30 protein-coding genes, 1 tRNA gene and 1 pseudogene are annotated in these 26,286 nt (G+C 39.2%); 20 read left to right on the top strand and 12 right to left on the bottom strand.

Annotated elements, in window-relative coordinates:
* Positions 1-100: 100 nt before the first annotated feature.
* From VB715_RS02490 to VB715_RS02445, 10 genes are all read left to right on the top strand, one after another.
* A complete protein-coding gene (locus VB715_RS02490; protein WP_323299606.1) occupies positions 101-634 on the top strand; it encodes a hypothetical protein in 534 nt (177 codons plus the stop codon).
* A gap of 104 nt (positions 635-738) precedes the next feature.
* Positions 739-948, top strand: coding sequence for a type II toxin-antitoxin system HicB family antitoxin (locus VB715_RS02485; RefSeq protein WP_323299605.1), 210 nt, complete (start codon positions 739-741; stop codon positions 946-948).
* Positions 945-1,160: a type II toxin-antitoxin system HicA family toxin gene (locus tag VB715_RS02480; RefSeq protein ID WP_323299604.1), complete on the top strand. Its 216-nt coding sequence runs from the start codon at positions 945-947 to the stop codon at positions 1,158-1,160. The genes VB715_RS02485 and VB715_RS02480 overlap by 4 nt, the downstream gene beginning before the upstream one ends.
* Before the next feature lie 203 nt (positions 1,161-1,363).
* Entirely contained in the window at positions 1,364-1,594 is a 231-nt protein-coding gene (locus VB715_RS02475) for a DUF433 domain-containing protein (RefSeq protein WP_323299603.1), read from the top strand.
* Positions 1,591-1,785: a DUF5615 family PIN-like protein gene (locus VB715_RS02470; RefSeq protein WP_323299602.1), complete on the top strand. Its 195-nt coding sequence runs from the start codon at positions 1,591-1,593 to the stop codon at positions 1,783-1,785. The genes VB715_RS02475 and VB715_RS02470 overlap by 4 nt, the downstream gene beginning before the upstream one ends.
* A gap of 71 nt (positions 1,786-1,856) precedes the next feature.
* Positions 1,857-3,308: a F0F1 ATP synthase subunit beta gene (atpD, locus tag VB715_RS02465; RefSeq protein ID WP_323299601.1), complete on the top strand. Its 1,452-nt coding sequence runs from the start codon at positions 1,857-1,859 to the stop codon at positions 3,306-3,308.
* A 119-nt stretch (positions 3,309-3,427) separates the two neighbouring features.
* The gene (gene atpC / locus VB715_RS02460) at positions 3,428-3,838 is read left to right on the top strand and encodes an ATP synthase F1 subunit epsilon (RefSeq protein ID WP_323291217.1); all 411 of its coding nucleotides are present in this window, start codon (positions 3,428-3,430) and stop codon (positions 3,836-3,838) included.
* 209 nt (positions 3,839-4,047) lie between these two features.
* Complete coding sequence (locus tag VB715_RS02455; RefSeq protein ID WP_323299600.1) at positions 4,048-4,692, top strand: histidine phosphatase family protein; 645 nt, start codon at positions 4,048-4,050, stop codon at positions 4,690-4,692.
* 84 nt (positions 4,693-4,776) lie between these two features.
* Positions 4,777-5,163: a cyclic nucleotide-binding domain-containing protein gene (locus VB715_RS02450; RefSeq protein WP_323299599.1), complete on the top strand. Its 387-nt coding sequence runs from the start codon at positions 4,777-4,779 to the stop codon at positions 5,161-5,163.
* A 22-nt stretch (positions 5,164-5,185) separates the two neighbouring features.
* Positions 5,186-5,479 carry an acylphosphatase gene (locus VB715_RS02445; protein ID WP_323299598.1) on the top strand — a complete coding sequence of 98 codons (294 nt, stop codon included), beginning with the start codon at positions 5,186-5,188 and terminating at the stop codon, positions 5,477-5,479.
* Positions 5,480-5,530: 51 nt separating this feature from the next.
* Here the strand turns inward: VB715_RS02445 and VB715_RS02440 are convergent, their stop codons facing one another.
* Complete coding sequence (locus VB715_RS02440; protein ID WP_323299597.1) at positions 5,531-8,017, bottom strand: phospholipid carrier-dependent glycosyltransferase; 2,487 nt, start codon at positions 8,015-8,017, stop codon at positions 5,531-5,533.
* A 173-nt stretch (positions 8,018-8,190) separates the two neighbouring features.
* Here VB715_RS02440 and VB715_RS02435 point away from each other — a divergent pair, with 173 nt between their 5' ends.
* The 3 genes from VB715_RS02435 to VB715_RS02425 are packed head-to-tail and all read left to right on the top strand — an operon-like array spanning position 8,191 to position 10,293.
* Positions 8,191-9,129, top strand: a complete 939-nt coding sequence (locus VB715_RS02435; protein WP_323299596.1) for a hydratase — start codon at positions 8,191-8,193, stop codon at positions 9,127-9,129.
* A gap of 18 nt (positions 9,130-9,147) precedes the next feature.
* On the top strand, positions 9,148-9,777 hold the full coding sequence (locus VB715_RS02430; RefSeq protein WP_323299595.1) for an esterase/lipase family protein: 630 nt from the start codon (positions 9,148-9,150) through the stop codon (positions 9,775-9,777).
* Between the two features lie 12 nt (positions 9,778-9,789).
* Positions 9,790-10,293 carry a tetratricopeptide repeat protein gene (locus VB715_RS02425; protein WP_323299594.1) on the top strand — a complete coding sequence of 168 codons (504 nt, stop codon included), beginning with the start codon at positions 9,790-9,792 and terminating at the stop codon, positions 10,291-10,293.
* Positions 10,294-10,321: 28 nt separating this feature from the next.
* On the opposite strand, the gene VB715_RS02420 is transcribed toward VB715_RS02425, so the two are convergent.
* Together VB715_RS02420 and VB715_RS02415 are read right to left on the bottom strand one after the other, a co-directional pair.
* Positions 10,322-11,677 (bottom strand): cytochrome c biogenesis protein, encoded by a 1,356-nt coding sequence (locus tag VB715_RS02420; protein ID WP_323299593.1) that lies wholly within the window; start codon positions 11,675-11,677, stop codon positions 10,322-10,324.
* Between the two features lie 124 nt (positions 11,678-11,801).
* A complete protein-coding gene (locus VB715_RS02415) occupies positions 11,802-12,542 on the bottom strand; it encodes a cytochrome c biogenesis protein CcdA (RefSeq protein ID WP_323299592.1) in 741 nt (246 codons plus the stop codon).
* A 322-nt stretch (positions 12,543-12,864) separates the two neighbouring features.
* Between VB715_RS02415 and VB715_RS02410 the strand changes: the two genes are divergently transcribed.
* Positions 12,865-14,013 carry a SpoIID/LytB domain-containing protein gene (locus tag VB715_RS02410; RefSeq protein ID WP_323299591.1) on the top strand — a complete coding sequence of 383 codons (1,149 nt, stop codon included), beginning with the start codon at positions 12,865-12,867 and terminating at the stop codon, positions 14,011-14,013.
* Between the two features lie 261 nt (positions 14,014-14,274).
* Here VB715_RS02410 and VB715_RS02405 read toward each other — a convergent pair.
* Positions 14,275-15,387, bottom strand: a pseudogene (locus VB715_RS02405) (IS630 family transposase).
* Between the two features lie 280 nt (positions 15,388-15,667).
* Between VB715_RS02405 and VB715_RS02400 the strand changes: the two are divergent.
* A complete protein-coding gene (locus VB715_RS02400; protein ID WP_323299590.1) occupies positions 15,668-18,013 on the top strand; it encodes a heavy metal translocating P-type ATPase in 2,346 nt (781 codons plus the stop codon).
* 28 nt (positions 18,014-18,041) lie between these two features.
* Entirely contained in the window at positions 18,042-18,491 is a 450-nt protein-coding gene (locus VB715_RS02395; RefSeq protein WP_323299589.1) for an FHA domain-containing protein, read from the top strand.
* Here VB715_RS02395 and VB715_RS02390 read toward each other — a convergent pair.
* Positions 18,488-18,835: a hypothetical protein gene (locus VB715_RS02390; RefSeq protein ID WP_323299588.1), complete on the bottom strand. Its 348-nt coding sequence runs from the start codon at positions 18,833-18,835 to the stop codon at positions 18,488-18,490. The genes VB715_RS02395 and VB715_RS02390 overlap by 4 nt on opposite strands.
* Positions 18,836-18,890: 55 nt before the next feature.
* Here VB715_RS02390 and VB715_RS02385 point away from each other — a divergent pair, with 55 nt between their 5' ends.
* The 3 genes from VB715_RS02385 (at position 18,891) to VB715_RS02375 (ending at position 20,980) form a co-directional block, all read left to right on the top strand.
* Positions 18,891-19,850 (top strand): DNA polymerase III subunit delta', encoded by a 960-nt coding sequence (locus VB715_RS02385; RefSeq protein ID WP_323299587.1) that lies wholly within the window; start codon positions 18,891-18,893, stop codon positions 19,848-19,850.
* A gap of 73 nt (positions 19,851-19,923) precedes the next feature.
* Positions 19,924-20,814 (top strand): ParA family protein, encoded by an 891-nt coding sequence (locus VB715_RS02380; RefSeq protein WP_323299586.1) that lies wholly within the window; start codon positions 19,924-19,926, stop codon positions 20,812-20,814.
* Positions 20,795-20,980, top strand: a complete 186-nt coding sequence (locus VB715_RS02375; protein ID WP_323299735.1) for a DUF262 domain-containing protein — start codon at positions 20,795-20,797, stop codon at positions 20,978-20,980. The genes VB715_RS02380 and VB715_RS02375 overlap by 20 nt, the downstream gene beginning before the upstream one ends.
* Before the next feature lie 22 nt (positions 20,981-21,002).
* Here the strand turns inward: VB715_RS02375 and VB715_RS02370 are convergent, their stop codons facing one another.
* From VB715_RS02370 to VB715_RS02340, 7 genes are all read right to left on the bottom strand, one after another.
* Complete coding sequence (locus VB715_RS02370; protein ID WP_323299585.1) at positions 21,003-21,440, bottom strand: Uma2 family endonuclease; 438 nt, start codon at positions 21,438-21,440, stop codon at positions 21,003-21,005.
* A gap of 197 nt (positions 21,441-21,637) precedes the next feature.
* Positions 21,638-21,719: transfer RNA gene (locus VB715_RS02365), tRNA-Leu, on the bottom strand.
* On the bottom strand, positions 21,698-22,573 hold the full coding sequence (locus tag VB715_RS02360) for a M48 family metallopeptidase (RefSeq protein WP_323299584.1): 876 nt from the start codon (positions 22,571-22,573) through the stop codon (positions 21,698-21,700). Before VB715_RS02360 ends, VB715_RS02365 begins: the two co-directional genes overlap by 22 nt.
* A 2-nt stretch (positions 22,574-22,575) precedes the next feature.
* Positions 22,576-23,001, bottom strand: a complete 426-nt coding sequence (locus VB715_RS02355; RefSeq protein WP_323299583.1) for a tetratricopeptide repeat protein — start codon at positions 22,999-23,001, stop codon at positions 22,576-22,578.
* Positions 23,002-23,100: 99 nt separating this feature from the next.
* Positions 23,101-23,457, bottom strand: a complete 357-nt coding sequence (locus VB715_RS02350) for an iron-sulfur cluster assembly accessory protein (protein WP_323299582.1) — start codon at positions 23,455-23,457, stop codon at positions 23,101-23,103.
* Between the two features lie 91 nt (positions 23,458-23,548).
* Entirely contained in the window at positions 23,549-24,352 is an 804-nt protein-coding gene (cobA, locus tag VB715_RS02345) for a uroporphyrinogen-III C-methyltransferase (RefSeq protein ID WP_323299581.1), read from the bottom strand.
* Positions 24,349-25,128, bottom strand: coding sequence for a sirohydrochlorin chelatase (locus tag VB715_RS02340; protein ID WP_323299580.1), 780 nt, complete (start codon positions 25,126-25,128; stop codon positions 24,349-24,351). Before VB715_RS02340 ends, cobA begins: the two co-directional genes overlap by 4 nt.
* A gap of 89 nt (positions 25,129-25,217) precedes the next feature.
* Here VB715_RS02340 and VB715_RS02335 point away from each other — a divergent pair, with 89 nt between their 5' ends.
* Complete coding sequence (locus tag VB715_RS02335) at positions 25,218-26,279, top strand: mannose-1-phosphate guanylyltransferase (RefSeq protein ID WP_323299579.1); 1,062 nt, start codon at positions 25,218-25,220, stop codon at positions 26,277-26,279.
* Positions 26,280-26,286 lie beyond the last annotated feature (7 nt).

Genomic DNA, 26,286 nt, shown 5'->3' with positions numbered 1-26,286 from the left:
GTTAGGTGGCGATAACATATATTACTAATTTGTTAATTGATTATCCACCGTAACCCACCATCAATACGATTGATATTATAGATACCCAATCTTTTGGGTCTTGAAAGGTGATGATCGAGCTTTTTATTCAGATGAAAAATTTTACAAGAAGATGGTTAGACCTTATGTTAAAAGAGGAAAACCATTTTTTATTGTGATTAATCAGATTGATAAAATTGAACCATTTAGAGAATGGGACAGTCAAAATAAAAGACCAAGTGAAAATCAGCTAAAAAATATTGAAGAAAAAAGAAGAAGTGTTGCAGCTTTCTTTGACCTACCTTTGGCAAAAGTTCTTCCCGTGTCTGCTAACGAGCGGTATGGTCTGATGGAGTTAGTAGATGCTATGATTAATGATCTACCTAAAGAACAACAAGCTGTGATGGTAGATAGAATTATTAATAAAAAAAAATCTAATAATGAGCCTTCAATTGTTTCTAAACGTGCTAAAGCTAAAGCTAAAAAAGCTTGGTGGGAAATTACTCTTGATGTTGTGTCAAAGACGACTGGTATTTTAATTGATAGCCTAGCTAGTCCAATTAGTCCAATTCGTACAATTAGCAAAGCAGCTAAATGGTTTTTTTCCTGGATGTGATAATCATGTTTCAAAACTTAGTGCGATATTTGTATTGATTGTGAGATGCGATCGCCATTTATAATCGAGGTATGATCTAATTTCAAGGACTAAAGCTAATAATCATGAACCTAACGATTGAAGTTGAACAAGAAGAAGACGGACGCTGGATAGCTGAAGTAATTGATTTACCAGGTGTTCTGGTCTATGGTCAAACCGTTGAAGAAGCAATTACAAAAGTCCAAGCACTAGCATTACGAGTCTTAGCAGATCATCTAGAACAAAATGAAAAGACCTCATCAAAGTTGATTAACGTATCTTTTGAGGCAGCATGAGTCAATGGAGATCAACCAAAGCTAAGCAAGTATTAGCAGCTTTACTAAAAATTGGTTGGAAGATTAAACGAGAAACAAAGGGATCTCATCGTATTTTGTCACATCCTGATTGGCCAGACTTCGTTTTTGGGTTTCATGATAGAGAGGAAATTGGCCCCAAGATGCTGTCTCGTATTGCCAAGAATACAGGTTTGCAACCGAAAGATCTGTAGTGCGATCGCGTAGGTTGGATTGAGGCGGTGTCCTCTAAATTTCAAGCTTTTTCTTGATTCTCTCATGAATAATGCAGGTTAAGGATTCACCATTAAACATCAATTATCAATCTTATTATTGGGGTAGATTTTCAATGATTACCGCCCCTTTTTTTAGTTCCAAGTAAGCTAAACTAGAAAAAAGTACACCTCCAAATTTTGTTATGAGCTATCAAAATATTATTACGATTGAACCAGGGAAGCGGGGGGGTAAGCCTTGCATCAGGGGAATGCGAATAACCGTATATGACGTATTGGGGTGGTTAGCAGCAGGGATGTCTCATGAGGAAATTTTAGATGATTTTCCAGAGTTGACAGAGGAAGATATTAAAGCGTGTTTAGAAGTTGCTGCTAACCGAGAACGTTATTTAATTGCTGTGGTAGGTGGTACTTGAAACTACTGTTTGACCAAAATTTGAGCCGTAAATTAGTCTCTCGACTTGCCGATATTTTTCCTAATTCTAGTCATGTTCAGTTCTATAAAAGGTATAGTTGTGGCTTCCAGCTTCCTTGGGATTTTAAAAATCACTTCCGACTTCCGACTTCGGCCATATTCCCCCAATGGCCCAGAAGTGATAATGTATAGGGTGGCAAAAATAACATTACAGATTCTCTCTCAGCCAAATTATACGCTAATCCCCAAACAGACAAATAAGCATGGTAGCTACAACAGAACAAACAAGCGTTGGTAAAATCACCCAGATCATCGGCCCCGTAGTCGATGCTGAATTTCCCAGTGGCAAATTACCCCGTATCTACAACGCCCTGAAAGTAGAAGGTACAAACCCTGCCGGGAACATAGTTTCCGTCACCTGTGAAGTCCAACAATTACTCGGTGACAACCAAGTTCGCGCCGTTGCGATGAGTGGTACTGACGGCATGGTCAGAGGCATGAATGTTATTGATACAGGCGCACCCATCAGTGTTCCCGTTGGTAAAGCGACTTTAGGTCGTATCTTTAACGTCTTAGGGGAACCCGTAGACGAAAGAGGAGAAGTAGGAACCTCGGAAACCTCTCCTATTCACCGCCCTGCTCCTAAATTAACTGATTTAGAAACCAAACCCCAGGTGTTTGAAACTGGAATTAAGGTGATCGATCTGCTCACCCCTTATCGTCAGGGTGGAAAAATTGGTCTGTTTGGCGGAGCGGGTGTGGGTAAAACCGTTATTATGATGGAGTTGATCAACAACATCGCCATCCAACACGGGGGTGTATCCGTGTTTGGTGGAGTGGGGGAACGTACCCGCGAAGGGAATGACCTCTACAACGAAATGATCGAATCTGGCGTAATTAACGCTGAGAACCTCAATGAATCCAAAATTGCTCTGGTTTATGGACAGATGAACGAACCCCCTGGAGCAAGAATGCGGGTGGGTCTATCTGCTTTAACCATGGCTGAATATTTCCGCGATGTCAACAAGCAAGACGTACTGCTGTTTATTGATAATATTTTCCGCTTCATTCAAGCTGGATCTGAAGTATCTGCACTCTTAGGCCGGATGCCCTCTGCGGTTGGATATCAGCCCACCCTAGGAACCGACGTGGGAGACTTACAGGAACGGATCACCTCCACTAAGGAAGGCTCTATTACTTCCATTCAAGCGGTTTACGTCCCTGCGGATGATTTCACCGACCCCGCCCCTGCGACAACCTTCGCTCACTTGGACGGAACCACTGTATTATCCCGTGGTTTGGCTTCTAAAGGGATTTATCCTGCGGTTGATCCCTTAGATTCTACCAGCACCATGTTACAACCCAATATTGTTGGGGAAGAACACTATAATACAGCCCGCGCAGTACAATCTACCCTACAACGATACAAAGAATTACAGGACATCATCGCCATTCTTGGTTTAGATGAATTATCTGAAGAAGATCGTCGGACTGTAGATCGGGCCCGTAAAATTGAGCGTTTCTTGTCTCAACCCTTCTTTGTCGCAGAAGTCTTTACTGGATCTCCTGGTAAATATGTCTCTTTAGCAGACACTATCAAAGGCTTCCAAATGATCCTTAATGGAGAATTAGATGATCTACCTGAACAGGCATTCTACCTGGTAGGTGACATCAACGAAGCTAAAGCTAAAGCTGAAAAACTTAAGCAAGCTTAATTGATTGAGCGATCGCTGATGTAGGGGTCAACGGCCGTTGACCCCTAGGAATAAAGGATGTCGGGGCGAACGGCCGTTTGCCCCTAGGAATAACTGATAACTGATAATTAATAACTAATATGGCATTAACAGTTCGTGTAATTACCCCAGATAAGACCGTTTGGGACGGCAATGTCCAAGAAGCGATCTTACCCAGCACCTCTGGCCAATTGGGCATTTTAACTGGCCATGCTCCCTTATTAACTGCCCTGGATATTGGGGTGATGCGGGTTCGTCCTGATAAAGAATGGAAAAGTCTTGTGGTGATGGGTGGCTTTGCTGAAGTCGAACAAGACGAAATTAAGGTGTTGGTTAGTGCTGCTGAAGTTGGTGAAGCCATTGATAAAGAGGAAGCCAAAGCCGAATTTTCTGAGGCTCAGACCCGTTTAGAGGAAGCTAATAAGGGAACAGAACGTCGGGAACAAATTAAAGCGGCTACCGCGTTTAAACGTGCCAGAGCGCGTCTTCAAGCGTCTGGTGGTTTAGTTTAATTCTCTAACCTACGTTTCTCAAGCTCAGGACAGAGAATTAAACTCTGTCCTTATTTTTTTGACAGGAAAAACAGTCAAACTAAGTGGATGATCATAATTAATTGGATAAAACCCGTAGGCCGATGTACTGGCCATAACGGTTTCCTGATAAGAGTTTTCGCCTTTTGGTGGGCACTGCCCACCCTACAATTAATTTTGTTGAGGTACTTATGGGTTTAATGCTTTATTTTCTGCGTCATGGACAAACCGCCTACAGTAAGACTGGGGGATACTGTGGTAAGTTGGAAAATGATCCAGGATTAACCCCTGAAGGGGATGAAATGGCTAAAGCCTTTGCTGATACTTACGCTAACTTACCCTGGACAGCGATTTATGTTAGTCCTTTATATCGCACTAGACAAACAGCTAAGCCTTTGTGTGAAGCGATCGGGTTACGGATGCAACTACGACCAGGATTACAAGAAATTGGTTATGGTAAGTGGGAAGGAATGCACCCCACAGACATTGATCAGCAATATCATGATCTCTATGTGAAATGGTTAACTGATCCTGCTTGGAATGCTCCCCCAGGAGGGGAAAGGGGAATCGAGATTGCCCGTCGTAGTTCCAAAGTCATCGAAGAAATTGAACAAACTTATCAAACGGGTAACATTTTAATTGTCTCCCATAAAGCCACAATTCGCATTATGTTATGTGGATTACTTGGTATTGATATTAAATATTATCGTGATCGTTTTTTGATGCCTGTTGCGGCCCTGAGTTTGGTAGAATTAACCATCAGTGGCCCCCTGATTCATTTTATTGGCGATCGCTCTCATCTCAATGATTATTTACGTTCTTTACCTAATACCTAATCAGGGTAAGATCATTAACAAACAAGATTGATTAATTCAATTTTCTATCATTTTTTAACCTTTATTTTTTGAGGACTTAAACTCGTGTTAAATCCCGTTGAAACCGTTAAGCTTTTTGAATCTCAACCTGAACAAACCTTAACCGCCGGGGACATCATCTTTCGGGAAGGAGAGAAAGGTCAGGTAATGTATGGCATCGTGGAAGGAGAAGTCGAAATGTTCATTAATGGCAAAGTTATTGAAGTGATTCAACAAGGGGATGTCTTTGGACAAGGGGCCCTGGTTCATGAAGATTATTTAAGAGCATCTACTGCTGTGGCAAAAACTAACTGTAAACTCGCTTTTTTAGATCGAGAACATTTTCTTTTTGCAGTTCAACAAACCCCGATGTTTGCTTTAGAAGTGATGCGGAGTTATTCAGATCGTCATCGCCGTTTAAAACGGGTTATGGATAGTTTAGGAAATATTTAAAACCAGGGATAATTGAGGGAAAATGACCAACAGTGACACAATTTTTGTCCATATTTTAATTAACGGCAAAGTCCAAGGGGTCGGATATCGCTATGGAACGGTACAGGAGGCCAGAAAACTGGGAATTAGGGGATGGGTCAGAAATTTAGCTGATGGACGGGTAGAGGCGGTTTTTGGAGGGGATAAACCAGTAATTGAACAGATGGTGCAATGGTGTCATCAGGGGCCTCGTCATGCTCAGGTAACAGATGTAACGGTAGAACCCCTAGAACCCCAGTTATTTCAAGGGTTTGACATCAGAGAAACCCCATCTTAGCTATAAATTTATATTTTATTGTCGGGTGGGCAATGCCCACCTTACGATTTATTACGATAATAATGATGATAAGATTTGCCATCCTTTAATAAAATTGCCTTGCATCACCGCACAAATGCCCGCTAAGGCTTGAAATTCTTCAACTTTGGGTTGCTGTTCAAGAGCAGGTTTTAAGGCGGTTTCTGCTGCCTTGGGTTGCCAATTGTAGAGATAAATAAACGCTAAATAAGCATGATGATAAGGGTTATTGGGGTCAAGTTTAATCAGTTGTTTTAAAGCGGCGATCGCGCCTTGGGGATCTTCTTGTAAAACCTGAGATAATACTAACCCATAAGTCCAATTTAATTGATGGCTTCCTGGATGATTTTCTAAGCGATATTTGAGAGCAATTTCTGTTTGTTTGAGATAGTCTTGAATGGGATCATATTGATTAAAACGACCTACCTTACTAAATATTATATCTAATCCTGACATCCCTTGGCCTAAATTGACAGAAATTTCTCTTAATTGAGTTCCTAAGTCTAATTCAGGAGATATGATAGCAGGAGCATTATTATCAAGGGTTAAGGTAACATCAGGAACAGGAATTAAGTAGGTTTTATGGGTTTTGCGATTTAGATACATTGCTTGTAATTTATAGTCACCATTAGGAAGTTTTTTGTCGGGAAGCATGGCGAGATTTTCTATCACTTTAACTCCTTGATTATTGTCTAAGTCTCCATATAACATTCCCTTACCAATTCCATGATCATGTATCCAAGCAATTTCTGATGTTTTTGCTGTTTTAGGATACCAAGAGAGTAAGACAATTCCTTCTTTTAAATCTTGCCAATTTCCTGACCATTCATAAGTAATAGGTATGGGATAATTAGGAGAAGCTTGATCAGGAATAATGACTTTATCTAGTCTGATCTTATCACTTGCTTTAGGCAAACTTTCAACTATAATTGATTGCTCTTTGCGCTGATAGAGATTAACTAAACTTTTATCAGGCATTTCCCAAGTTTTAATAACTGAAAAATTGGGATTATTTTCTAAGGTTTTAGCAAAGGCTAATTGATTATCTCTAGCAAACCCATTATCTCCGGTTTTAGTAACAAACCAATCAAAGGATTTACTATCCTGAAGAATATAATCTTCCTTATTACCTAATTCTCGTCCATAGACTTGAAAATTAGCGAGTTGACCATAATAATTAAGGGTATTATGATTAATGGAATCAGTATTGGCAATTACGCCTAAATTAGCAATTTGATGCGGGGTCGTTTCTTGAACTGTTTTAATAATATCAGAAACCGGAATTTCTTGCCCTAAATAGGGTCTAAAGGAAACTCCAGGACTTAATAATAAAGATAGCTGCTCAGTACCAGGAATAGGAAATAAATTAGTAATCATTACCATAACAGCAACCATAACACTTATCCATCTAACAGGTTCCCATTTACCTCGCCATAGGGTCAAAAAATAGCCTAAAACTATTGCTAAGATTGGCAGATAGGACATAATATAGCGAGTATCTTTATTAAATATTGCCGAACAAACAAAATAGGAACCTACAAAATAAATACCTAACCATTGAATTCCTTTAATAGCTCTTTGACTATCAACATCTTCGTTAATTCCTGGGAATTTTCCTAAGAGATGTAAGAGTAAACCAACCAAGGAAACTATCAATAATACCCAACCCATTGCTAAGGGTAAATCTTGCCAGTAATAGGTCCAAGCAGCTAAAGTATTAAGAGGAGGATCTCCCTCATAAGTTGCAGGAATAGCATTAGAATTTTGTACCGTACTAAATAAATAAATCCAGTTAGTTCGATACCAGGGAAACCACAGTAAACTAGAGATAATAAAACTCACAATTAATTGTAATATTCTTTCCCAGTTTCGTTGCCATATATAACTAATTCCCAACCACAACAAAGGGGTAATAAGAAAAAACATGATACTTTGTTTTGTTAACAAAGCAAGTCCCCAAGCGAGTCCAAAATTTACTGTCCATAACCACTGTTTTTGTTTGGTTTTTTGTAATTTCCAGAGAGTTAGACAGCAAAAACAAGCAATAGTAAACGTCATTAATGGGGTATCAAGGAGAAACTGTAAACGAGTTTGATATAAGCGCGGAAATAACATCGATAACCCTGCACCCCATAACCCAACTTGAGGACTAAATAAGGTTTTTCCAAGGGTATAAACTGAGATAATTAGAATTGCGCTATAAAGTAAATTTGTCAATAAAGCTTGATCATTACCTAACCCAAATATTTTTTGAAAAAATGCTCCCAAAATATAGGTTATGGGAGGATATTTAGTTGATAACATCCAAAAACTACGCCACCATTCTCCATCTAATAATTGAGGGGAGCTTAAAGCATTTACATATTGCAGAGATTTGCTTAAATGATTACTTTGATCCCAAGCAGGGATAGAATGATCTAAAATTAACCAGAAGCGATCGCAGAGATTACTTCCTAACCATATTAGTCCTAGAATTATCCAGATATGAGTTTGAGTCAAGGAAAATTTTTGACGGGGCATAGGACAGTTTGTTATTCTATAATTGATTATTATTACCCTAAACTTAGACAAATGGCTAGTTCTTATAAGAATTTACTCTTGAAAAGTAACACAGCCTTCTAGACTGTCACAAGCAAGATGCTTATGTTACAGTATTTATCATCTTTAATCAACCTAAGCATGAATTATATCTGATGAATAAACTCAAATTATTGTTGTTATTTTTATTTCTTCTATTAAATCATTTTTCTGCGGTTGCTTCCCCGAAATCAGAGGAGATGAAGAAGTCTCCTATTCACACTAAACAGAGTTTTTTAGATGATTTACCTTGGTTAAGTTTATCATCAGTTGATATAGAAAAAATTGCCCAAACTCTAGCTAATGCTTATCAAGAAAAAAAAGCTATTATAAATTTCCCCTATTCTCTCACCCTACAGCAAGCACAAGAAATTCAAGAGCAATTAATTCAGCTTTTGATTCCCTATCAAGGTGATATTATAGGATATAAAGCAGGTTTAACTAATCCCAAAGCTCAGGAAATGTTTAAAGTTTCTGAACCAGTCTTAGGCAGATTGTTAGAACAAATGTTGCTACCTTCTGGGGCAAAAGTTCCAGCAAAATTTGGGGCAATACCCATGATAGAAGGTGATTTAATGGTCAGAGTAAGCAGTGAAAAGATCAATCAAGCAAAAACCCCCGAAGAAACTCTAAAATATCTCGATGCAGTGATTCCTTTTCTTGAATTACCTGATCTAGTTTATGATAAAGACGTACAATTAAACGGAGAAAAGTTAATCGCTATTAATGTGGGTGCAAGATTAGGAATTGTGGGAAAACCCGTTATTTTATCAGTAGATAAACTCAGTAATATTCAAATTACCCTAATTGATGAATCAGGAAAAGTTATTGCTCAAGGAGATAGTAAAGCTTTATTAGGTGATCCAATTAAGTCAGTTTTTTGGATCAAAGAAACCTTGAACAATCAAGGAAAAACCTTAAAGAAAGGTGATTTATTATCATTAGGTAGTATGACTCCTTTAATTCCTGTTAAACCAAGTAAAACAATCACCGCAAAATATCAAGGGTTAGAGGCAAACAAAACAACTGAAATATCTGTTATATTTGAAGAATAAATAAAAATTAGCAAAAAAATGAGTCACAATCAACGCAATCCTGTATTATTAGTTCATGGACTTTACAATACAGTTAATAAGTTTAATACCATGACTAACTATCTTACTAATTTAGGTTGGTCAGTCCATTGTTTTAACCTACAACCAAATAATGGTGATGGCCATCTTGACATCTTAGCAGAACAGGTTAACCATTATATTAATAATAATTTTGAACCCAACCAACCCCTTGATTTAATTGGGTTTAGTATGGGAGGAATTATCACCCGTTACTACTTACAACGTCTTGGAGGAATTGATCGGGTTCATCGTTATATTAGTATTTCTGCACCAAATAATGGAACTCTAACAGCTTATGCTTTATCTCGTCCAGGAATCAAGCAAATGCGTCCTAATAGTCAATTTTTGCAAGACTTAAATAAAGATATTCACGAGACATTAAGTCATCTCAATGTTACCATTATTTGGACTCCCTATGATTTGATGATTTTTCCGGCTCATAGTTCTAAAATAAATCTAGGAACAGAAATTAAACTCCCTGTTTTTAGTCATGAATGGATGGTCAGAGATACCCGACTTTTAAACATCCTCTCCCAGTCTTTATCCCAACCTGTTACTATGGTAAAAAAATCCTTAAATACTCGGTAAAATAAGCAAAAAATGGATGCTAAGTTAGAACAATTTTACATTAAATATCAAGCAGGACAAGATTTATTACAACGGGGACAATATCGCTTGAGTGTCCAAACCCTCGAAGAAGCAAAAGCATTAATTAACCCATCCTCATCCTTAGGAGGAGACGTACAAATGTGTTTAGTCACTGCTTATCAAGGAGTAGGACGTTTAGAGGATGCGATCGCAGTTTGTGAAGAATTAACCCGTCATCCTAACTTAGAAGTTCGTCAACAAAGTAAACGAGTATTATACATTCTTAAAGCCCCAAAATTAAAACGTCCTGATGCTTGGATGACTAAAATTCCCAGTACCAACCCAGAAGAAACAGATAACCCCCGTTATTTACAAGCAAAACCGATATCTAAACCCCAGGAAAAACCCACTTTAGAAGTAGAAGATTTGAGCCAAATAAATACTAAAGATAATGCTTTTGTTTGGGTAGCATTAGCATTATTATTGATTATTTTAGGATGTTTGGCTTGGTTATAGAGGCATTGTATACAAAGTCTCTACATAGTTAATTTTTGGCTGAATTTAATTCATCTACAACCCCCAATAATTCCCTTTCAAAACTAACTTGGGCCCGATTTGTTTTTCCCCCAAAATAACAGTGTTCGCCTTCTTTTAAGACCCAAATTTGTGAATGAGAAAGATAACTCATGATCACCCCGATCATTAATAACCCAAACCCACTATAGACAAAGGGAATTCCTGGATCAGCTTTAATTTGTAGTCCCGTACTACCAATTAATTCATGAATTTTTAGGGTGACACCGTTAATATTAATGGCCATTCCAGGACGAACGGCACCATAAAGATTACCCTTAGTATCATAAACCATCATGGTGCCTTGTAAGTCCCTCGTTAATAGAGAAACCCCTTCACTTAAATCCGGTTTTGTCGGTATCCATGTTCCCCAAATTTTGCCCTGTCCATTGGTATTTAATGGAGCCGCAGGAATGTTAAAAATTGGGCTATTATTGACTTGAACTTTAACTCCGGCAATTCCCCAATTTGTTTGATAAAAAGTTACCCCATGATAACGCAAAGGTTGATTAACATAAATGGTTTTACGCTCTAATTCTTCCCCTTGTTCATTAATAACTGAAAGATCAGAATAAAACTGATCAATATTACCATCAGGAGTATAATCAATCCAAAAACGATTGACTAAAATTCCCCAATCTTTAGGAATTTGCGGTGCAGATAAGGGGCCCGCTTCAATAATATTATTAACCTTAAATGCTGCCCCACTGGGAACCATCTCTTGGGCGAAAAATCCCGTTAATGCGCCCCAAATTGCGCCTCCTAATATGATTAACATGGCAGCATGAACTACAATTGGCCCTATTTTTCCTATAATGCCTTTTCTTGCATAAATGGCTTGATTTTCCTGGAAGATTTTATAGCCTTTTTTCTCTAAAATAGGAATAATAGGAGCGAGTTCACTAATTTCTAATTCCGTACTCAAAGCTAACTTTTCAAACTGTCGAGGTTGCTGATAAAAGTTCCAATGACGGGCAGCTTTTAAAGCAGGAAATTGACGGGTAAAGGTGCAAGCAGTTAAACTGGTACCAAATAACACTAAAAGGGATAAAAACCACCAGGTTGTATAAACATGATTTAACCCCAATATTAAAATAACTTGCCAAGTTAAAAAGCCAAATAACGCTGGATTTTCTGGGTAATTTTCTTGATAAAATGTTAAGGTTTCTCCCTGTTCAATAACCGTACCACTAATACTAAATAGGGCAATGGTTAATAGGAGGATAATCGCCAAACGCAAATCAGCCACAGTTTTAATTACTTTGCGTAAACTTTGTTGTGGCCAGGATAAGTTATCAGAAAGTTTTGATGAGTCAGATACAGTCATAAATTAGCTTAAGGAGGATTTTCTTTAGATCAATATTGTCGTTGTTTATTGGCTCATTCTTCAAAGAGTTAAGAATTTTTTTAGAATTGAGTAACTTCTAATTTATTTTAGTTTTACTTTTTAATTAAAATCGGCCTAAGGGCAATCGAGATAATAAAGAAAATATTCCAAACCCAATCAATAAAACCCCACTAACTGGATTAATCCAAGCCGACCAACGACGCAATTCTAACAGTTTTTTTAGGGTAGCCGTAAAGGTTCCTGCTAAAATTAAAGGCATGACATAACCAGCCGTATAAGATAATAGTAACACACCCCCTAACATCACATCTTGTTTAGTGGCAACCCAAGCCAATAAAGTAGCTAAAACTGGGGTACTACAAGGGGAAGCAATTAGTCCAAATGTTAACCCCAAAGAATAGGAACGAACCCCGGCTGGTAGTTGATCTGTAATCCAATCAGTTGCCCCTAAAGAGGGAAACCTTAAGGGAATTAATTCTAACAGATTTAGCCCCATTAAAATAGCAATAATACTCACAAAAATCGGTAATCCTACGCCAATTTGTCCATAAACTTTTCCTAAAGAAGCAGCTAAAATTCCCAACCCTGCCAACGTAGTCGCTAACCCCAAAGAAAACCAGATTGATTGAATCACACCTTGTAATTTTCCTTGAGATTCATAACCCCCAATATAAGCAACTGTGAGGGGTAACATTGACAACATACAAGGGGTTAAACTGGTTAAAAGTCCTGCTAAAAAAATGATAGCAATACTGATCCAACTCAAATGAGTTAATTGCATAGAAACCAGTTTATTAGCAAATTGTTCCAGATGATAAGCTTGATTTTGTAGGCTCTCTAGCATAATTGAGAAAGATTTTAATGGCTACTTTTGATTCTAGCCCAATTTTTTCGTCAAAATCTTACATCAACAAGCCTTAAAGATAAAGGCAAAAAATAGGGGAACCGTTCTTTGTCTGCTGAGCGGCTCCACCTGCGATCCATCCTTGAGAGGAGAACACTTATGACTTAACTATAGACTTATCAGGAATAATTGTCAATACTAATGAGAATTATTATTAATAAACTTGTCGCAGCGAACTGCTGTTTGCTCCTAGGATCTCGCAACCTTCAAATTATGCGATAAGATTTTCGTATTTATGGATGTGTGTGAGGAAAAGAATCCCATGAAAGCGCAACAGCATAGAAACTCCGCGCCAAGAGTTTCCCGATGGTTATGGCTCACCCTTGGACGATATAGCGGACTTATTGGCTTAGTCTGGATACTCCTGAGTCTTCCCGGCCAAGCAGCAACAGAGCTACGCATAGCCATTAAAAAAGGGGTTAATGGGGTGCAAATTGGCAGTTCAACCCCTGCCTTGGTAAAAGATGCCGCAGGACGAAAATTAGGAGAATTGGCCCCATTAGATGGATTTACGGTGAAACCCCGTGGCAGTGGGGTAAATCTTGAGCAATGGAATTCCAGTTATTTAGTGATTGAACCGACAGCAGATGGGGTAGTATGGATCGGCGATCGCTGGTATCGGGGCAAAGTGAGAATTATCCGTCAAGGGAGTGGTGTCACCGCCCTAAATTTAGTTGATTTAGAAGAATACTTGTATAGTGTGGTGGGGTCAGAAGCTTATCCTACCTGGCCCCAAGAAGCGTTAAAATCTCAAGCAGTGGTGGCCCGTACCTATGCCCTGTACCAAAGTTCTAAGGCTAGTAACCGTTTTTATGACCTGGATACAACCACCAAAACCCAAGTATATAAAGGTTTAGAAACAGAGTTTGTCAGTACCCAAGACGCGGTAAAAGCAACCACAGGACAAGTTTTAACCTACAAAGGCAAAATCATTCTCGCTGCCTTTCATTCTTCTTCTGGGGGACATACAGAGAATGTTGAGGATGTTTGGAGTTCTCCGTTACCTTATTTGAGAGGGGTAGTAGATTACGATCAATTAGCTCCCGTGTTTCAATGGAGTAAGACCTTTAGTGCCAATGATATGGGTAATTTATTGGGAGGGGTGGGAGCAGTGCGATCGCTAATTCCCGAAAGAACAACCCCTAATGGACGAATTATTACTTTAAAAGTGGTGGGCAGTCGGGGTTCCCGTCGGGTAACGGACGATCAGTTACGCAAAGCATTAGGGTTAAAAAGTACCTTATTTACCGTTTCTGCCAGTAGTGGAACCTTTGAAATTGACGGGAGAGGTTATGGTCATGGTATTGGGTTAAGTCAATGGGGAACCCATTATCTTGCAGAACAAGGTATTCCTTACGATCAAATTGTGAGTCATTATTATCAAAATGCTCAATTAACAACGATTAAGTAATATTCAATCCCTAAATGTTTGCTACAGATGCCAGGTAGAGGCGTTTTATGAAACGTCTCTATTGCCTAATTTTATGGTTCTACCGAACTTGTTATGTTAAATTAACATCGACAGACAGACTAAACTCTGATGCTATATAAACGAAGCCTCCCTTCGGAGGCTAAATTAAACCCGCGTAGGCGGGTTTTGTCTTTATAGCTTAACCCTTAAGGGTTTAAGCGTATAATTTCTAATAGTTTTACATGGTAAGCTGTTAAGCATTTAAACGACGTTAACAGAATTCCCTTTATTTTTAAGTTTACGATTCCATTTAATAACGAGTTCTCCTTCATTTAAAAGTCGATGTAATAGAAACTCTAACTCTTCAATTGATTTGAAAAGACGGTTAGCAATATACTCTTTTGATGAATGCCAAACTAATTCAATTAAATTGTAATCTGGACTATATTCAGGAAGAAACTCTAAGTGTATATTCGGCATTTCTGCTTCTATTTTCTTTAATATTTCTTCTTTTTTATGGAAGCTCGCATTGTCCAAAATTATTACTACTTTCTCTCCTTTATCCTTAAAATCTTCAGCTTTATTTCCTTTCTCAACCCATTCATTTACCAATTCTTTATAAAACCCTTTCATGACTTGATAAAAATTCTCAGAATCTCCTTTCTCAATGAATTCTACCCATCTTTTTTTATCTGAATATCTTAACCCTCCCATCACATTAATCCGACCTCTTCTTCTATCTCCTCTTACTTTTTTTCTTGTCCCTTTTTTACTCCAATTTTTTCTTCTTGTGACTCTTAAACTAAACCCACTTTCATCCCAAAACCATAATTGTAGATTTTCTGGAGTCTTTTTCATAATTCTTATATACTCTTTTAATTTCTTTTTGAATGCTTTTCTTTTTTTCTTATCCCATTTTTTTTCTAGGCTGTATTTTGCCCAGATATAAACGTACTTTTTTCTTTCTAATATCCTCCTAACTTGTGAACTACTCAACTTGATTCCTGTCTTCTCTTCTAAGTAAATGGCTAATCTATTGGCTGTCCATCTTCCAAATTCATACCCTAATTCTTCTGGCTCTTTATCAACTGTTTCTAATAATAATTATATATATTCTGGAGTTGCTTTTTTATGATTTCCTTCCATTCTTCCGTCTTTCAAGCTTTCAAGATTATCCTCATCCCCATGAACGCACCAATAAGAGACTTTCTTTTGTCCACAGCCTAAGAATTCAGCGATTGCTTCCTGCGTTTTTCCGTCATTTAATAACAACAGTATTAAAATTCTTTCTCTAATTTCATAATTTTCTTCCTCTTTTAAAGCTTTCTGTAGCTTTTCTTTTTGTTCTGGTTTCAGATAATTTTTAGCTGGCATATCTCAGTCTTTTATTTTTTCCTGTTTCTATTATACGTTATTTGAATGCTTAACAGCTTAGTATCAATTTATAAAAAGTATGAGAATCTAGCAAGTCTGAAAAAATCAATAAGAAAATCTAAAATTTAGTATTTCCTGACTTATCATTCCTATAATATGAGTCGAACTATGGCCTTTTCTCAAGCAGTGACTAAAATAAAATTGAAGTAAACCTATTCAATTCGTTAAGGTAAAAGCGATCGCCTCTAAAATTGGATCAGTCATACCCAACAATAGCAACATGGTACAACTTTCCCCCAAACCTGGAGAAACCGCCCCCCAAATTCTCCTTGAAACCGCTACTCTTGATGTACAAGGCATGAAATGCGCGGGTTGTGTTAAAGCAGTAGAAAGACAACTCACCCAACAATCAGGGGTAGTTTCAGCTTGTGTTAATTTAATTACAGAAGTAGCAGTAATTGAATATACCCCCGAAACCGTGCAACCGGAAATTTTAGCCGAAAAATTAACGAAAGTTGGCTTTCCTAGTGATGTTCGTAACACAGAAACCATTACAGCCAAACAAACCCATCTTAATCAGCTTCAACGCCACAAACAAGAGGCACAACAACAAAAAATTAGTTTAATCACCGCCGCAATTTTATTACTTTTTTCAGGATTAGGCCATTTAGAACATTTTGGCGGCCCTTCCCTCCCCTTACTCAGTAATCTTTGGTTTCACTGGGGACTCGCTACCCTCGCTTTATTAATCCCAGGTAGAGAAATAATTATAGACGGTTGGCGAGGATTATGGCACGGTATGGCCAATATGAATACCTTAGTAGGGTTAGGAACCCTTAGTGCCTATTTTGCCAGTTGTATCGCTTTATTATTGCCCAGTTTGGGGTGGGAATGTTTTTTTGATGAACCCGTGATGCTGTTAGGGTTTATTTTATTGGGACGTACCCTAGAAAAACGAGCCAGAAACCAAGCTTCTGCCGCCTTAGAAGCCTTAATGTCCCTGCAACCAGCCGTGGCCCGTTTAATTGGTGATCCCTTCTCCCAAGATAGTTCTAGCATTGATATTCCCGTAGAACAAGTACGAGTTGGGGAATGGATAAGGGTACTTCCAGGAGAAAAAATTCCTGTAGATGGGGAAATTATTACCGGAGAGACGGCCATTGATGAATCTTTGGTAACGGGAGAATCTTTACCTGTGGCCAAAAAACCAGGAGATGCAGTAATTGGAGGCACTCTCAACCAATCAGGGGTAATTGCCCTCAAAGTAACACAAGTAGGGAAAAATACCACCTTAGCGCAGATTATTGCCTCTGTAGAAGCTGCCCAAACCCGCAAGGCCCCAATACAACAATTTGCTGATACTGTAGCCGGATATTTTGCCTATGGGGTGATGTTGGTTGCTTTATTCACCTTTCTCTTTTGGTTTGGCCTGGGAACAAAATGGTATCCCCAAGTCTTAATGACAAGCCATCATTCGATGGCCATGGGGTCAACTTCTCCTCTTTTACTCAGTTTAAAATTAACGATCGCTGTTTTGGTAGTTGCTTGTCCCTGTGCGTTAGGTTTGGCCACACCCACCGCCATTTTAGTGGGGACAGGTATTGGGGCCGAAAAGGGCCTATTAATTAAAGGGGGGGATGTCTTAGAAACCGTCCATCAATTGGATGCCATTGTTTTTGATAAAACCGGAACCCTCACCCAAGGCCATCCTACCGTCACTGACTGTCTTCCCCTCACGGAGATCAGCCCCCAAACCTTGTTACAATTAGCGGCAACGGTGGAAAGTGGCACAAATCATCCCCTAGGGTTAGCGATGGTAGAAGCAGCCCAACAGCAAGAAATTCCCCTATTAACGGCTGAACATTTCCAAACCGAAGCGGGAACCGGAGTAAGTGCCAAAATAGACGGGAAAACTGTTTGGTTAGGCAATGAAACCTGGTTAAGCGATCGCGGTATCAGCTTTGAGCAACCCCAACTAACCGAACCCTTAACCCAAGCAGGTAAAACCGTCGTTTATTTGGGCATTGACGGGGCATTACAGGGCGTTTTAGCCCTCCAAGATACCCTACGTCATGATGCTAAAACAACGGTTAAGGAACTACAAAAACGGGGCTTAGAGGTTATCTTATTAACAGGGGATCATCCTCAAGTTGCCCAAGCGATCGCCACTCAATTAGGCATTACTCAAGTCTTTGCTCAAATTCGTCCCAATGGCAAAGCGGCGATCATTGAAACCTTACAAAAAACGAAAAAAGTGGCTATGGTAGGAGATGGGATCAATGATGCCCCTGCCCTTGCTCAAGCTAATTTAGGAATGTCCCTACAGGGTTCGACAGAAGTGGCAGTGGAAACCGCTGATATTGTTTTAATGAGCGATCGCCTTTTTGATGTGATCACCGCCCTCGATCTCAGTTTAGCCACCTTTAGGAAAATTCGTCAAAATCTGTTATGGGCTTTAGGATATAATACATTTGCGATTCCCATTGCTGCGGGTTTCCTGCTGCCAAGCCTAGGATTTATTCTCAGTCCTGCTTTTGCCGGTGGGTTGATGGCATTCAGTTCTGTCACTGTAGTGACTAACTCATTGTTACTCCGTCGTCAGTTCCCCAAGCAACCCTCAAGGTGATTGTCATTTGTTTTAAACTGTTAAGGTGATGGCTGGAAAATCTGTACTCCCTCAACGAGATCATTTTCTGATTATCGAGGATGATAAAGGCAGACAAGAAATTCTCTTGCAAGATGCTACTTACACTATGGGTAGATCTCAAGAGTGTAACATTCGCCTGCGTTCTCAATTTGTCTCTCGCCACCATGCGACGGTTTATCGACGAGTCCGAGAAGACGGATCGAGTTATTATCGTATTGTGGATGGGGATATCGAAGGTAAGCGCAGTGTTAATGGGCTGTTGATCAACGGCATTAAGGAATCTGCCCGCGATCTCCAACACGGGGATGAGATCGTTTTTGGTCCCCAAGTCTTCGCTATTTATCAGTACCGTCAGCGGGATAAATTTCCCACTCTACCCAGTAATGATCCCTTTGATATTACCCTGATCGATCCTGCCATGATGGATTATGACGAGGATACGATGGAGTATGATTAACTAGCAACGGCAGCAATTAAACGCCATTCTTGACTCTGCTTAAGGGCAAGCTGAAGTTTTTGAAATAGTTGTTGACAATGATTGTTGGGGTTTAAGGGTAATTCGTCATTTTTAATCACAAAAATGACGGGAACTTCGTTATTTTGAGCAGCGGTGCTTTCAACGAGTGCCTCTACGGTAACTAACTTAGAAAAAGGAACTTGACCAGGAATTTCTCGGGCCATCAGATAATCAGTTGCTTGATAAACCACCTCAAAATCACAAGATTCTACTAATTCGCAGAGTAAAATAGGGATCTGCTCTAAATTAGCTTTTGCTACGAAGGAAGATGTGTAACGTGCCATAAATGTTAAATTCCTAATGCAATCTTAACTCATTAACTGCTGTCATCTTATAAAAATGAACCCGTTTCGACAACTGATAGGACAACCCCAAGGGGTTGAATTATTACAACAAGCGATCGCTCACAATCGAATTGCGCCTGCTTATTTATTTGCCGGGCCACCAGGGGTAGGACGGGGCTTAGCTGCTAAATGTTTCAGCGAATTATTATTATCGTTACATTTGGCTGAGGAAAAGCAAATCTTATTAAGAAAACGGGTGGCTGACGGAAATCATCCTGATTTATATTGGGTAGAACCTACTTATCAACATCAAGGACAATTATTGACAGCCAAAGAAGCAGAAGAAACGGGGGTTAAACGAAAAGCTCCTCCGCAAATTCGGATTGAACAAATTCGAGATATCACGCAATTTTTAAGCCGCCCTCCCTTAGAAGCGTCTCGCTGTGTGGTGGTTATTGAAGCAGCAGAAACCATGACAGAAGCGGCGGCTAATGGCTTATTAAAAACCTTAGAAGAGCCAGGAAAAGCCACTCTAATTTTAATTGCTCCCAGTGCTGATGCTTTATTGCCAACCTTAGTTTCCCGTTGTCAAAAAATTCCTTTTTATCGTCTTTCTCAAGATAATTTAAAGACAGTTTTAGGAAGACTTGGTTATGAACAAATTGTCAATGATGAGGAAATTTTAGGGTTAAGTCAAGGTAGTCCCGGAGAAGGGATCACTGCTTGGGAACAATTACAAGCTATTCCCTTTGAGTTAAGACAAAAATTTAAGAAATTTCCCGCCACACCTTTAGAAGTGTTTGATTTGGCAAAAATAATTACCAAAGAGTTAGATAATTCAGGACAATTATGGGTCATGAATTACTTACAATATTCTGACTGGCAAAAACGGCAAAATCCTATTATTGTGCAAAAATTGGAACGTGCAAAAAAACAACTATTAAGTTATGTGCAACCTCGTTTAGTCTGGGAATGTTTGTTATTAGAACTAATAACCTTAACTTCGTCCCCATAATAGGATAAAATTAAATAATATGTGGATATATTGTCCCAAAATCACCACTTATCAACAATAAAGGACTGCATCAATGGCATTAGTTATTAGTACCGTAAACATGAAAGGTGGTGTGGGTAAAACAACCCTAACCGTTAACTTAGCCACCTGTTTAGCCAAACATCATGGAAAACGGGTTTTAGTCTTAGATTTAGATGCTCAAATTAGTGCAACGCTCAGTTTAATGTCTCCTCATGAGTTTGCTCAAACCAGAAAAAAACGTCGTACTTTGAGTTATTTAATTGATAATCTTATTCAACCCAATCCCTATAGTAAGCTGGATATTAATGATATTATTCAACCCTATATTTGTGGAATTGAAGGCTTAGACTTATTACCAGGAGATTTAGAGCTTTACGATGAATATATCGTCTCAGAAATGCTCCATAAACAAGCAGAGATGATTGAAAATCCAGATTTTGAGACGGTTTGGAATCACTTTGAAAGAGTGTTAATGCAGAAAATATTAGAGCCAGTTCTTGAACATTATCACTTCATTATCATGGACTGTGCGCCTGGTTATAATCTTTTAACCAGAAGCGGATTATCTGCTAGTAATTATTATTTATTACCGGCCCGTCCCGAACCTTTATCGGTGGTAGGAATGCAGTTATTGGAACGTCGTATTGCCAAATTAAAAGAAAGTCATCAAAATCATCAACCCCTTAACTTAAATTTATTAGGGGTCGTTTTTATCTCATCAGGAGGCGGTTTATTAAGTCGTTACTATGGTCGAGTTATGAGAAGAGTCCAAGAAGATTTCCCCCCCCATCACCTCTTTAATACCTCAATTCCGATGGATGTTAATGTGGCAAAAGCAGTCGATAATTTTAGTCCTGTAGTGGTTTCTATGCCAAATTCTAGCGGCTCAAAAGCATTTATCAAATTAACGGAAGAATTTTTAAATAAATTGCCAGCTTCATAATCTAGATGAAGATAGTCCTGTTTATTTTTTAGGTAGCATTATTCTCATTGAAAAGTCTGAAAAGCCTCAAGTAGAAGTTGTAGATGGACAACAAAGATTGACCACTTTAACTTTATTGATTTCTGTATTTCGACATCTATTATCTTCAGAAAGTAACGCTAATTAATATTAATACCCTACTGACTTCGTTAAGAGGTGAGTTGAAATACCTCCGAAACAGTTAACCTTAGTTCCTGAAACATAGGAGATTTAATTAAATCATCCTGACTAAAATTACCCACTTCTTTGTAACTATCTCCTGTTAATTGTAAGATTGAAATGGTTTGTCTTTGAGGATCAACAATCCAGTATTCAGGAATACGACAATCTTGGTATTGTATTCTTTTAGCAATATAATCTCTTTCCCTTTGAATTTCACCAGGACTAACCACTTCAATAACTAATAAGGGAGGTGACATAAATAGACGAAGGGTATTTCTTTTTGAGAGTTGTTGAATATGTTCTTCTCGAATAATGGTTAAATCAGGATAGCGGTTTTTGGGTTCTCCTCTGACTTCTAATTCTAAATTATCGTCATATTGTAAATACTCTTCAAAGGTTTGAAACCGAGGTTTAGTGGTTAACATTGCATTCAATAGTGGGTAGGTTTTTCTCAAAAACGACTTGATGAAGGTAATTTATAATTGAGAATAAAGAATGAAGAATTATTTTTGTGCTTTACTATTTTTAATGATTCTAAAACTTACTATTATTAATCATAACATAGCATTAATTTATCAATAATTAATGAAAAACAAGAAAGAAAAATTTTCTAAAAATCAGATGGGCAGAGGGGGACTCGAACCCCCACGACCGAAGCCGCCACATTTTGAGTGTGGTGCGTCTACCAATTTCGCCATCCGCCCTTGGCCATAGCTTTTTGATTATACTCTGTTTTGCCTGTTTCTAACAAGTGGTGATAATCTTGAGAACTGGCCCAGTCATCAATTTCTTTAGCCCGCAAAACAGGGACAGGATGGGTCAATTGTTCCGTTTGCGCCTGTTTTAACATTTCTCCTAAAACAGTGTTGCTAATAGCTTCATAATCCCTCGCTTGTTGGATAAATGCTTCTAGGTTCAACTGGGGAGCTAAGGTAGGGGAACCTCCAGCCAATTTCATGAGAATTGACATCACCACTTTCGGATCTTGGGTTGCTAGTAAAGCAGCGCGATCGCAACTAAATTCAGCACAGCGCACCCATTGCAACATTTGAGTTTGTAAAGATTGAGCGATCGCCCCTCCCCAAGTAGGCAATAAACTAGCTCCTAAGACCATCAGATTTGCTAAGGTGAGATAAACTCCATGTTCACATTTTAGGTGTCCGAGTTCATGGGCCATGACCCCTTGAATCTCTTCTGGGGTCAACATTTCCACCAGGGAGGTATGAATCACCATAAAAGGCTGTTTTCCCTGCATGGCGAAAGTATAAGCATTGGGGACAGGGTTTTGTTGCAGATAGAGTTGAGGGGGTTCTAAATCAAGGATACGACAGGCTTCTAGCAGTAGGTTGTGGAGGTGGGGCAGTTGTTGCTGACTGACTAAGACACTAGAGGCGATGTTATTGAGATAGAAAAACTGCTCAGCGACAGAACCCAGTAAACTCCTGACCATCAGATCTAGGCCAGGGAGTTGTTTTAGTGCGGTGGTGGCTTGTAAATCGAGGGGATGACGAAAATCGTCAGCTTTGAGGCCAATTAACTGGGTTTTTGATAATTGCATTGCTATTCAGGAGATAATAACCAATTTTTAACCCGTTGAAGACTTTTCCAGTCGGGTTTACGGCTTAATCCATCTTCGATGTTTTCCATGATATCTTGATGAATATCTTGATCCAGGGACATCATTTGTAAGGCCGCTTCAATATGGGGACGGACTCCTTTGGCTCCGGTGTCTAATATGGCTAGAGCCAGGTTGATCCGAGCTTGGGGGGGTCTATCATCAATCTTAACGCTTTTTTGGGCGGCTTTGAGGGCGCGATCAGGTTTGTCCGCCAGGAGGTATAACCAAGCTAAACAGGCCCAAGCGGTGGCATTTTTGGGAGCGCGATCGCAGATGTCTTTAAAATATGGAATTAGGGTATTAACGGACTCCCCTTGTTTATAGCGTTCTAAGCCTTGATCGAAGGCTGTGGCCACTGAATCAGTCATTTTAAATTTTTCAGGTCAGATAATTGGGACAAAAAGAGACAGAAAGAATTTTTCTGCCCCAATTATTTACCATACAGTGAAACGGTGAGTTTGAGGTTACTAAACCCCAAAGGACTTGCCACAACCGCAAGTTTGGTTAGCATTGGGATTGGTAAATTGAAAACCACCACCGATCATGGCGTTGCTGTAATCGAGGACTAGGCCATAGAGATAGAGGATACTTTTGCGATCGCAGACGATTTTAAAGCCCTCGTAATCGAAGACTTCATCCTTTTCATTAATTTGGCTAATATCTTCAAAATCCATCAGATAGGACATTCCCGAACATCCTCCTTGACGGACTCCGACGCGCAAACAGAGATCTTTTCCCTGTTGTTCCCGCAACATGAGGACGTGGTTTAGGGCAGTTTCTGTTAGTTGAATGCCTTTGGATTGAGTTTGAGTGGCTTGTGTCATCAGTGAGGGTGACTCCTAAAAGCGATAGAACGTCAAGCTTTCTATCTTCTATCATAACGAGTTGCTGATGAATTTTAACCTTTTCTCAGAGTTAAGCAACGATATCACCCATCTGGGTAGTGGATAAGTCCTGCTTTGATGATAAGACATCATGAAGAGCAACCACCTGACCAATAACCGCGATCACTGGTGCTTCAAATTTTTCTCGTTCCACTTGTTCTAAAATGCTGGCTAATGTGCCGATTAATTCTTCCTGTTCCGGCCGAGTTCCCCAACGAACTAAAGCGATAGGGGTTTCAGAACTTAACCCACCTGTTTGTAATTGGGTAATAATATTAGTTAAATTATGAACCCCCATATAAATCACAATGGTTTCTGAACCTTGAGCGATCGCTTGCCAATTAATATTAGGCCGATATTTCCCCGTTGCTTCGTGTCCCGTCACAAAGGTAACAGAAGAACTATAACCCCGATGTGTTACGGGAATAGCTGCATAAGCGGGGGCCGCAATACCTGCGGTGATCCCTGGCACTACTTCAACGGGAATACCTGCATTAACTAAGTCTTGCATTTCTTCCCCTCCTCGGCCAAAAACAAAGGGATCTCCTCCTTTAAGTCTTACAACAACGGGATATTGACGGGCTTTTTCAATTAAAGTTTGAGTGGTTTCATCCTGTAATTTGGAATGACGACCCCGACGTTTTCCTGCATCAATTTTTAAGGCGCGATCGCTGATCATCTCCAAGATTGGAGGGCTTACCAGCGCATCATAAACCACTACATCAGCGTGTTCTAACAAAGTTTTGCCTTTTAAGGTCATTAACCCTGGATCACCTGGCCCTGCGCCGACTAAGTAGACTTTTCCTAAACATGGTTGCGTTGCTATTGGAGTCATCGGGTTATTTCCTCTACCATCAATTTTGCTAATTCTGACGTTGCTCCTAAAGGGTTTCCTAACTTAATCTCAATATTGGGTAAACTTTGTTGTAATTGGTGAACTTGTTGCTCAATAATGCTTGTAATGCCACCAGTAAACAGAAAATAAGGCACAACTGTAATACTTTTGTTTTCCTGTTTAACTAAGGCGTAAATTTGGTCTTGTAAACTGGGTGCAATACTCCAATAGGCAACAGTCGCGTTTAAACAACTGGCTATCATCTCAACGGACTGATTACCACCCGGACGACGACTACCATGAGCGATAATCATTCTAGCGTCTTGGGGGTGACTAGAGAACTGACAAGACAGAATATTAATTAATCCTTCATAACTTCCTAAATGGGGGCATAATTCTAACTCAATGATGTTTCCTAATGCTTGTTGAGCGATCGCCACTTCCCTGGGAATATCTTCTCTGACATGAATCCCTGGTAATAAAAATAAGGGGACAATTTTTAGACAATTAATACCCACAGTACAAGCTTTCTCAGCAAATTGTTGAATTCTCTCTGCTAAGGATAGGTCAGCGAGTTCTAAGGACGCTGTTTCGACGAACATGGGGGAAACAGGAGAAAGCACGGCAGAACGAGTGTTTTTGCGGTTGCTCATTCCCTGTAAGCAGGTAGTCTGAAGATGTTGCTGTACTAAATAAGATAACCGTTCTAGGGCAATTTGGGGGCGAGGATCACGGCTACCGTGGGAAACAAGAAGATAGGCAGATGTTAAAGTCAAGGTATTTGAAATAATTCTTGTAATTTATCTTAACGAAATTCAACCATTAAGGATACAATCGGTTCACAACCTAATTGAAACTTGAAATCATGACTCAACCTTTAATTCCTGTGATCCTTGCTGGTGGTAAAGGGGAACGATTTTGGCCCCTCAGTCGTCGTCAACGTCCCAAGCAGTTTTTATCCCTTGATGGTAGTGGGGAAAGTCTACTACAAGCTACTGCTAATCGTCTGTTACCATTAGCACAAAATTGGGATAATCTTTGGGTGATTACTGCGGCTCCGATTGCTGATGGGGTAAGGGAACAATTACCCAATTTACCCGATAGCAATTTATTAGTTGAACCCCAAGGAAAGGATACTGCACCAGCAGTTGCTTGGGCAACTTTAGAAATTAGCAAACGCTATGGAAATGATGCGGTAATCGGCTTTTTTCCGGCGGATCATTGGATTAAAGATACCGATCAATTTGAACATACTTTAAAGGCAGCCGCGCAATTAGCTTTAACCGAAAATGCTATTGTTACATTAGGGATTAAACCTAATTATCCAGCAACAGGTTACGGTTATATTGAACAGGGAGATATGTTTGGTAATTTTGATAGTTTACCTGTTTATAAAGTAAGCCGTTTTACTGAGAAACCCAATCAAGAAACAGCCGAATCTTTTATTGCTACAGGTAAATTTAGCTGGAATAGCGGGATGTTTATTTTCCGCGCAGGTATTGTGTTAGATGAATTAGAAAAACACGCGCCCCAAATCTTAACTCCTCTTCAAAAAAATGGCAAAGATGCTTATGCTGATTTAGAAAAAACCAGTATTGATTATGCCTTAATGGAAAAAACTCAATTAACCTATGTTTTACCTGCTAATTTTGGTTGGGATGATTTAGGTGACTGGAATTCTTTAGAACGATTAGTTAGTAGTACAGGTAAAAATGTAGAATTAGGAAATCATGTCGGATTAGATACTGAAGGCGCGATCATTTATGCAAGTGATGATCAAGAAGTGATTGCCACCATTGGATTGGAAGATGTAGTAATTGTTCGAGATAAAAATGTCACCCTTGTGGTCAATAAAAACCGCACCCAAGACATTAAAAAGCTCCTCAAACTCTTACAAAATAACGATAACCTTGAGAGTTTACTTTAAACTTCCT

This window comes from Crocosphaera sp. UHCC 0190 (genome assembly GCF_034932065.1).
Lineage (GTDB): Bacteria > Cyanobacteriota > Cyanobacteriia > Cyanobacteriales > Microcystaceae > UHCC-0190.
Note: the sequence above shows the minus strand (reverse complement) of the source record. Positions and strands in the feature narration are given on the sequence as shown.

What these genes read in the sequence shown, in the direction of transcription:
- VB715_RS02485 (WP_323299605.1), top strand. Translation starts at nt 739, where the DNA reads ATGAACCTAACGATTGAAGTTGAACAAGAAGAAGACGGACGCTGGATA.
- VB715_RS02480 (WP_323299604.1), top strand. Translation starts at nt 945, where the DNA reads ATGAGTCAATGGAGATCAACCAAAGCTAAGCAAGTATTAGCAGCTTTA.
- VB715_RS02475 (WP_323299603.1), top strand. Translation starts at nt 1,364, where the DNA reads ATGAGCTATCAAAATATTATTACGATTGAACCAGGGAAGCGGGGGGGT.
- atpD (WP_323299601.1), top strand. Translation starts at nt 1,857, where the DNA reads ATGGTAGCTACAACAGAACAAACAAGCGTTGGTAAAATCACCCAGATC.
- atpC (WP_323291217.1), top strand. Translation starts at nt 3,428, where the DNA reads ATGGCATTAACAGTTCGTGTAATTACCCCAGATAAGACCGTTTGGGAC.
- VB715_RS02455 (WP_323299600.1), top strand. Translation starts at nt 4,048, where the DNA reads ATGGGTTTAATGCTTTATTTTCTGCGTCATGGACAAACCGCCTACAGT.
- VB715_RS02445 (WP_323299598.1), top strand. Translation starts at nt 5,186, where the DNA reads ATGACCAACAGTGACACAATTTTTGTCCATATTTTAATTAACGGCAAA.
- VB715_RS02440 (WP_323299597.1), bottom strand. Translation starts at nt 8,017, where the DNA reads ATGCCCCGTCAAAAATTTTCCTTGACTCAAACTCATATCTGGATAATT.
- VB715_RS02435 (WP_323299596.1), top strand. Translation starts at nt 8,191, where the DNA reads ATGAATAAACTCAAATTATTGTTGTTATTTTTATTTCTTCTATTAAAT.
- VB715_RS02430 (WP_323299595.1), top strand. Translation starts at nt 9,148, where the DNA reads ATGAGTCACAATCAACGCAATCCTGTATTATTAGTTCATGGACTTTAC.
- VB715_RS02425 (WP_323299594.1), top strand. Translation starts at nt 9,790, where the DNA reads ATGGATGCTAAGTTAGAACAATTTTACATTAAATATCAAGCAGGACAA.
- VB715_RS02420 (WP_323299593.1), bottom strand. Translation starts at nt 11,677, where the DNA reads ATGACTGTATCTGACTCATCAAAACTTTCTGATAACTTATCCTGGCCA.
- VB715_RS02415 (WP_323299592.1), bottom strand. Translation starts at nt 12,542, where the DNA reads ATGCTAGAGAGCCTACAAAATCAAGCTTATCATCTGGAACAATTTGCT.
- VB715_RS02410 (WP_323299591.1), top strand. Translation starts at nt 12,865, where the DNA reads ATGAAAGCGCAACAGCATAGAAACTCCGCGCCAAGAGTTTCCCGATGG.
- VB715_RS02400 (WP_323299590.1), top strand. Translation starts at nt 15,668, where the DNA reads ATGGTACAACTTTCCCCCAAACCTGGAGAAACCGCCCCCCAAATTCTC.
- VB715_RS02395 (WP_323299589.1), top strand. Translation starts at nt 18,042, where the DNA reads ATGGCTGGAAAATCTGTACTCCCTCAACGAGATCATTTTCTGATTATC.
- VB715_RS02390 (WP_323299588.1), bottom strand. Translation starts at nt 18,835, where the DNA reads ATGGCACGTTACACATCTTCCTTCGTAGCAAAAGCTAATTTAGAGCAG.
- VB715_RS02385 (WP_323299587.1), top strand. Translation starts at nt 18,891, where the DNA reads ATGAACCCGTTTCGACAACTGATAGGACAACCCCAAGGGGTTGAATTA.
- VB715_RS02380 (WP_323299586.1), top strand. Translation starts at nt 19,924, where the DNA reads ATGGCATTAGTTATTAGTACCGTAAACATGAAAGGTGGTGTGGGTAAA.
- VB715_RS02370 (WP_323299585.1), bottom strand. Translation starts at nt 21,440, where the DNA reads ATGTTAACCACTAAACCTCGGTTTCAAACCTTTGAAGAGTATTTACAA.
- VB715_RS02360 (WP_323299584.1), bottom strand. Translation starts at nt 22,573, where the DNA reads ATGCAATTATCAAAAACCCAGTTAATTGGCCTCAAAGCTGACGATTTT.
- VB715_RS02355 (WP_323299583.1), bottom strand. Translation starts at nt 23,001, where the DNA reads ATGACTGATTCAGTGGCCACAGCCTTCGATCAAGGCTTAGAACGCTAT.
- VB715_RS02350 (WP_323299582.1), bottom strand. Translation starts at nt 23,457, where the DNA reads ATGACACAAGCCACTCAAACTCAATCCAAAGGCATTCAACTAACAGAA.
- cobA (WP_323299581.1), bottom strand. Translation starts at nt 24,352, where the DNA reads ATGACTCCAATAGCAACGCAACCATGTTTAGGAAAAGTCTACTTAGTC.
- VB715_RS02335 (WP_323299579.1), top strand. Translation starts at nt 25,218, where the DNA reads ATGACTCAACCTTTAATTCCTGTGATCCTTGCTGGTGGTAAAGGGGAA.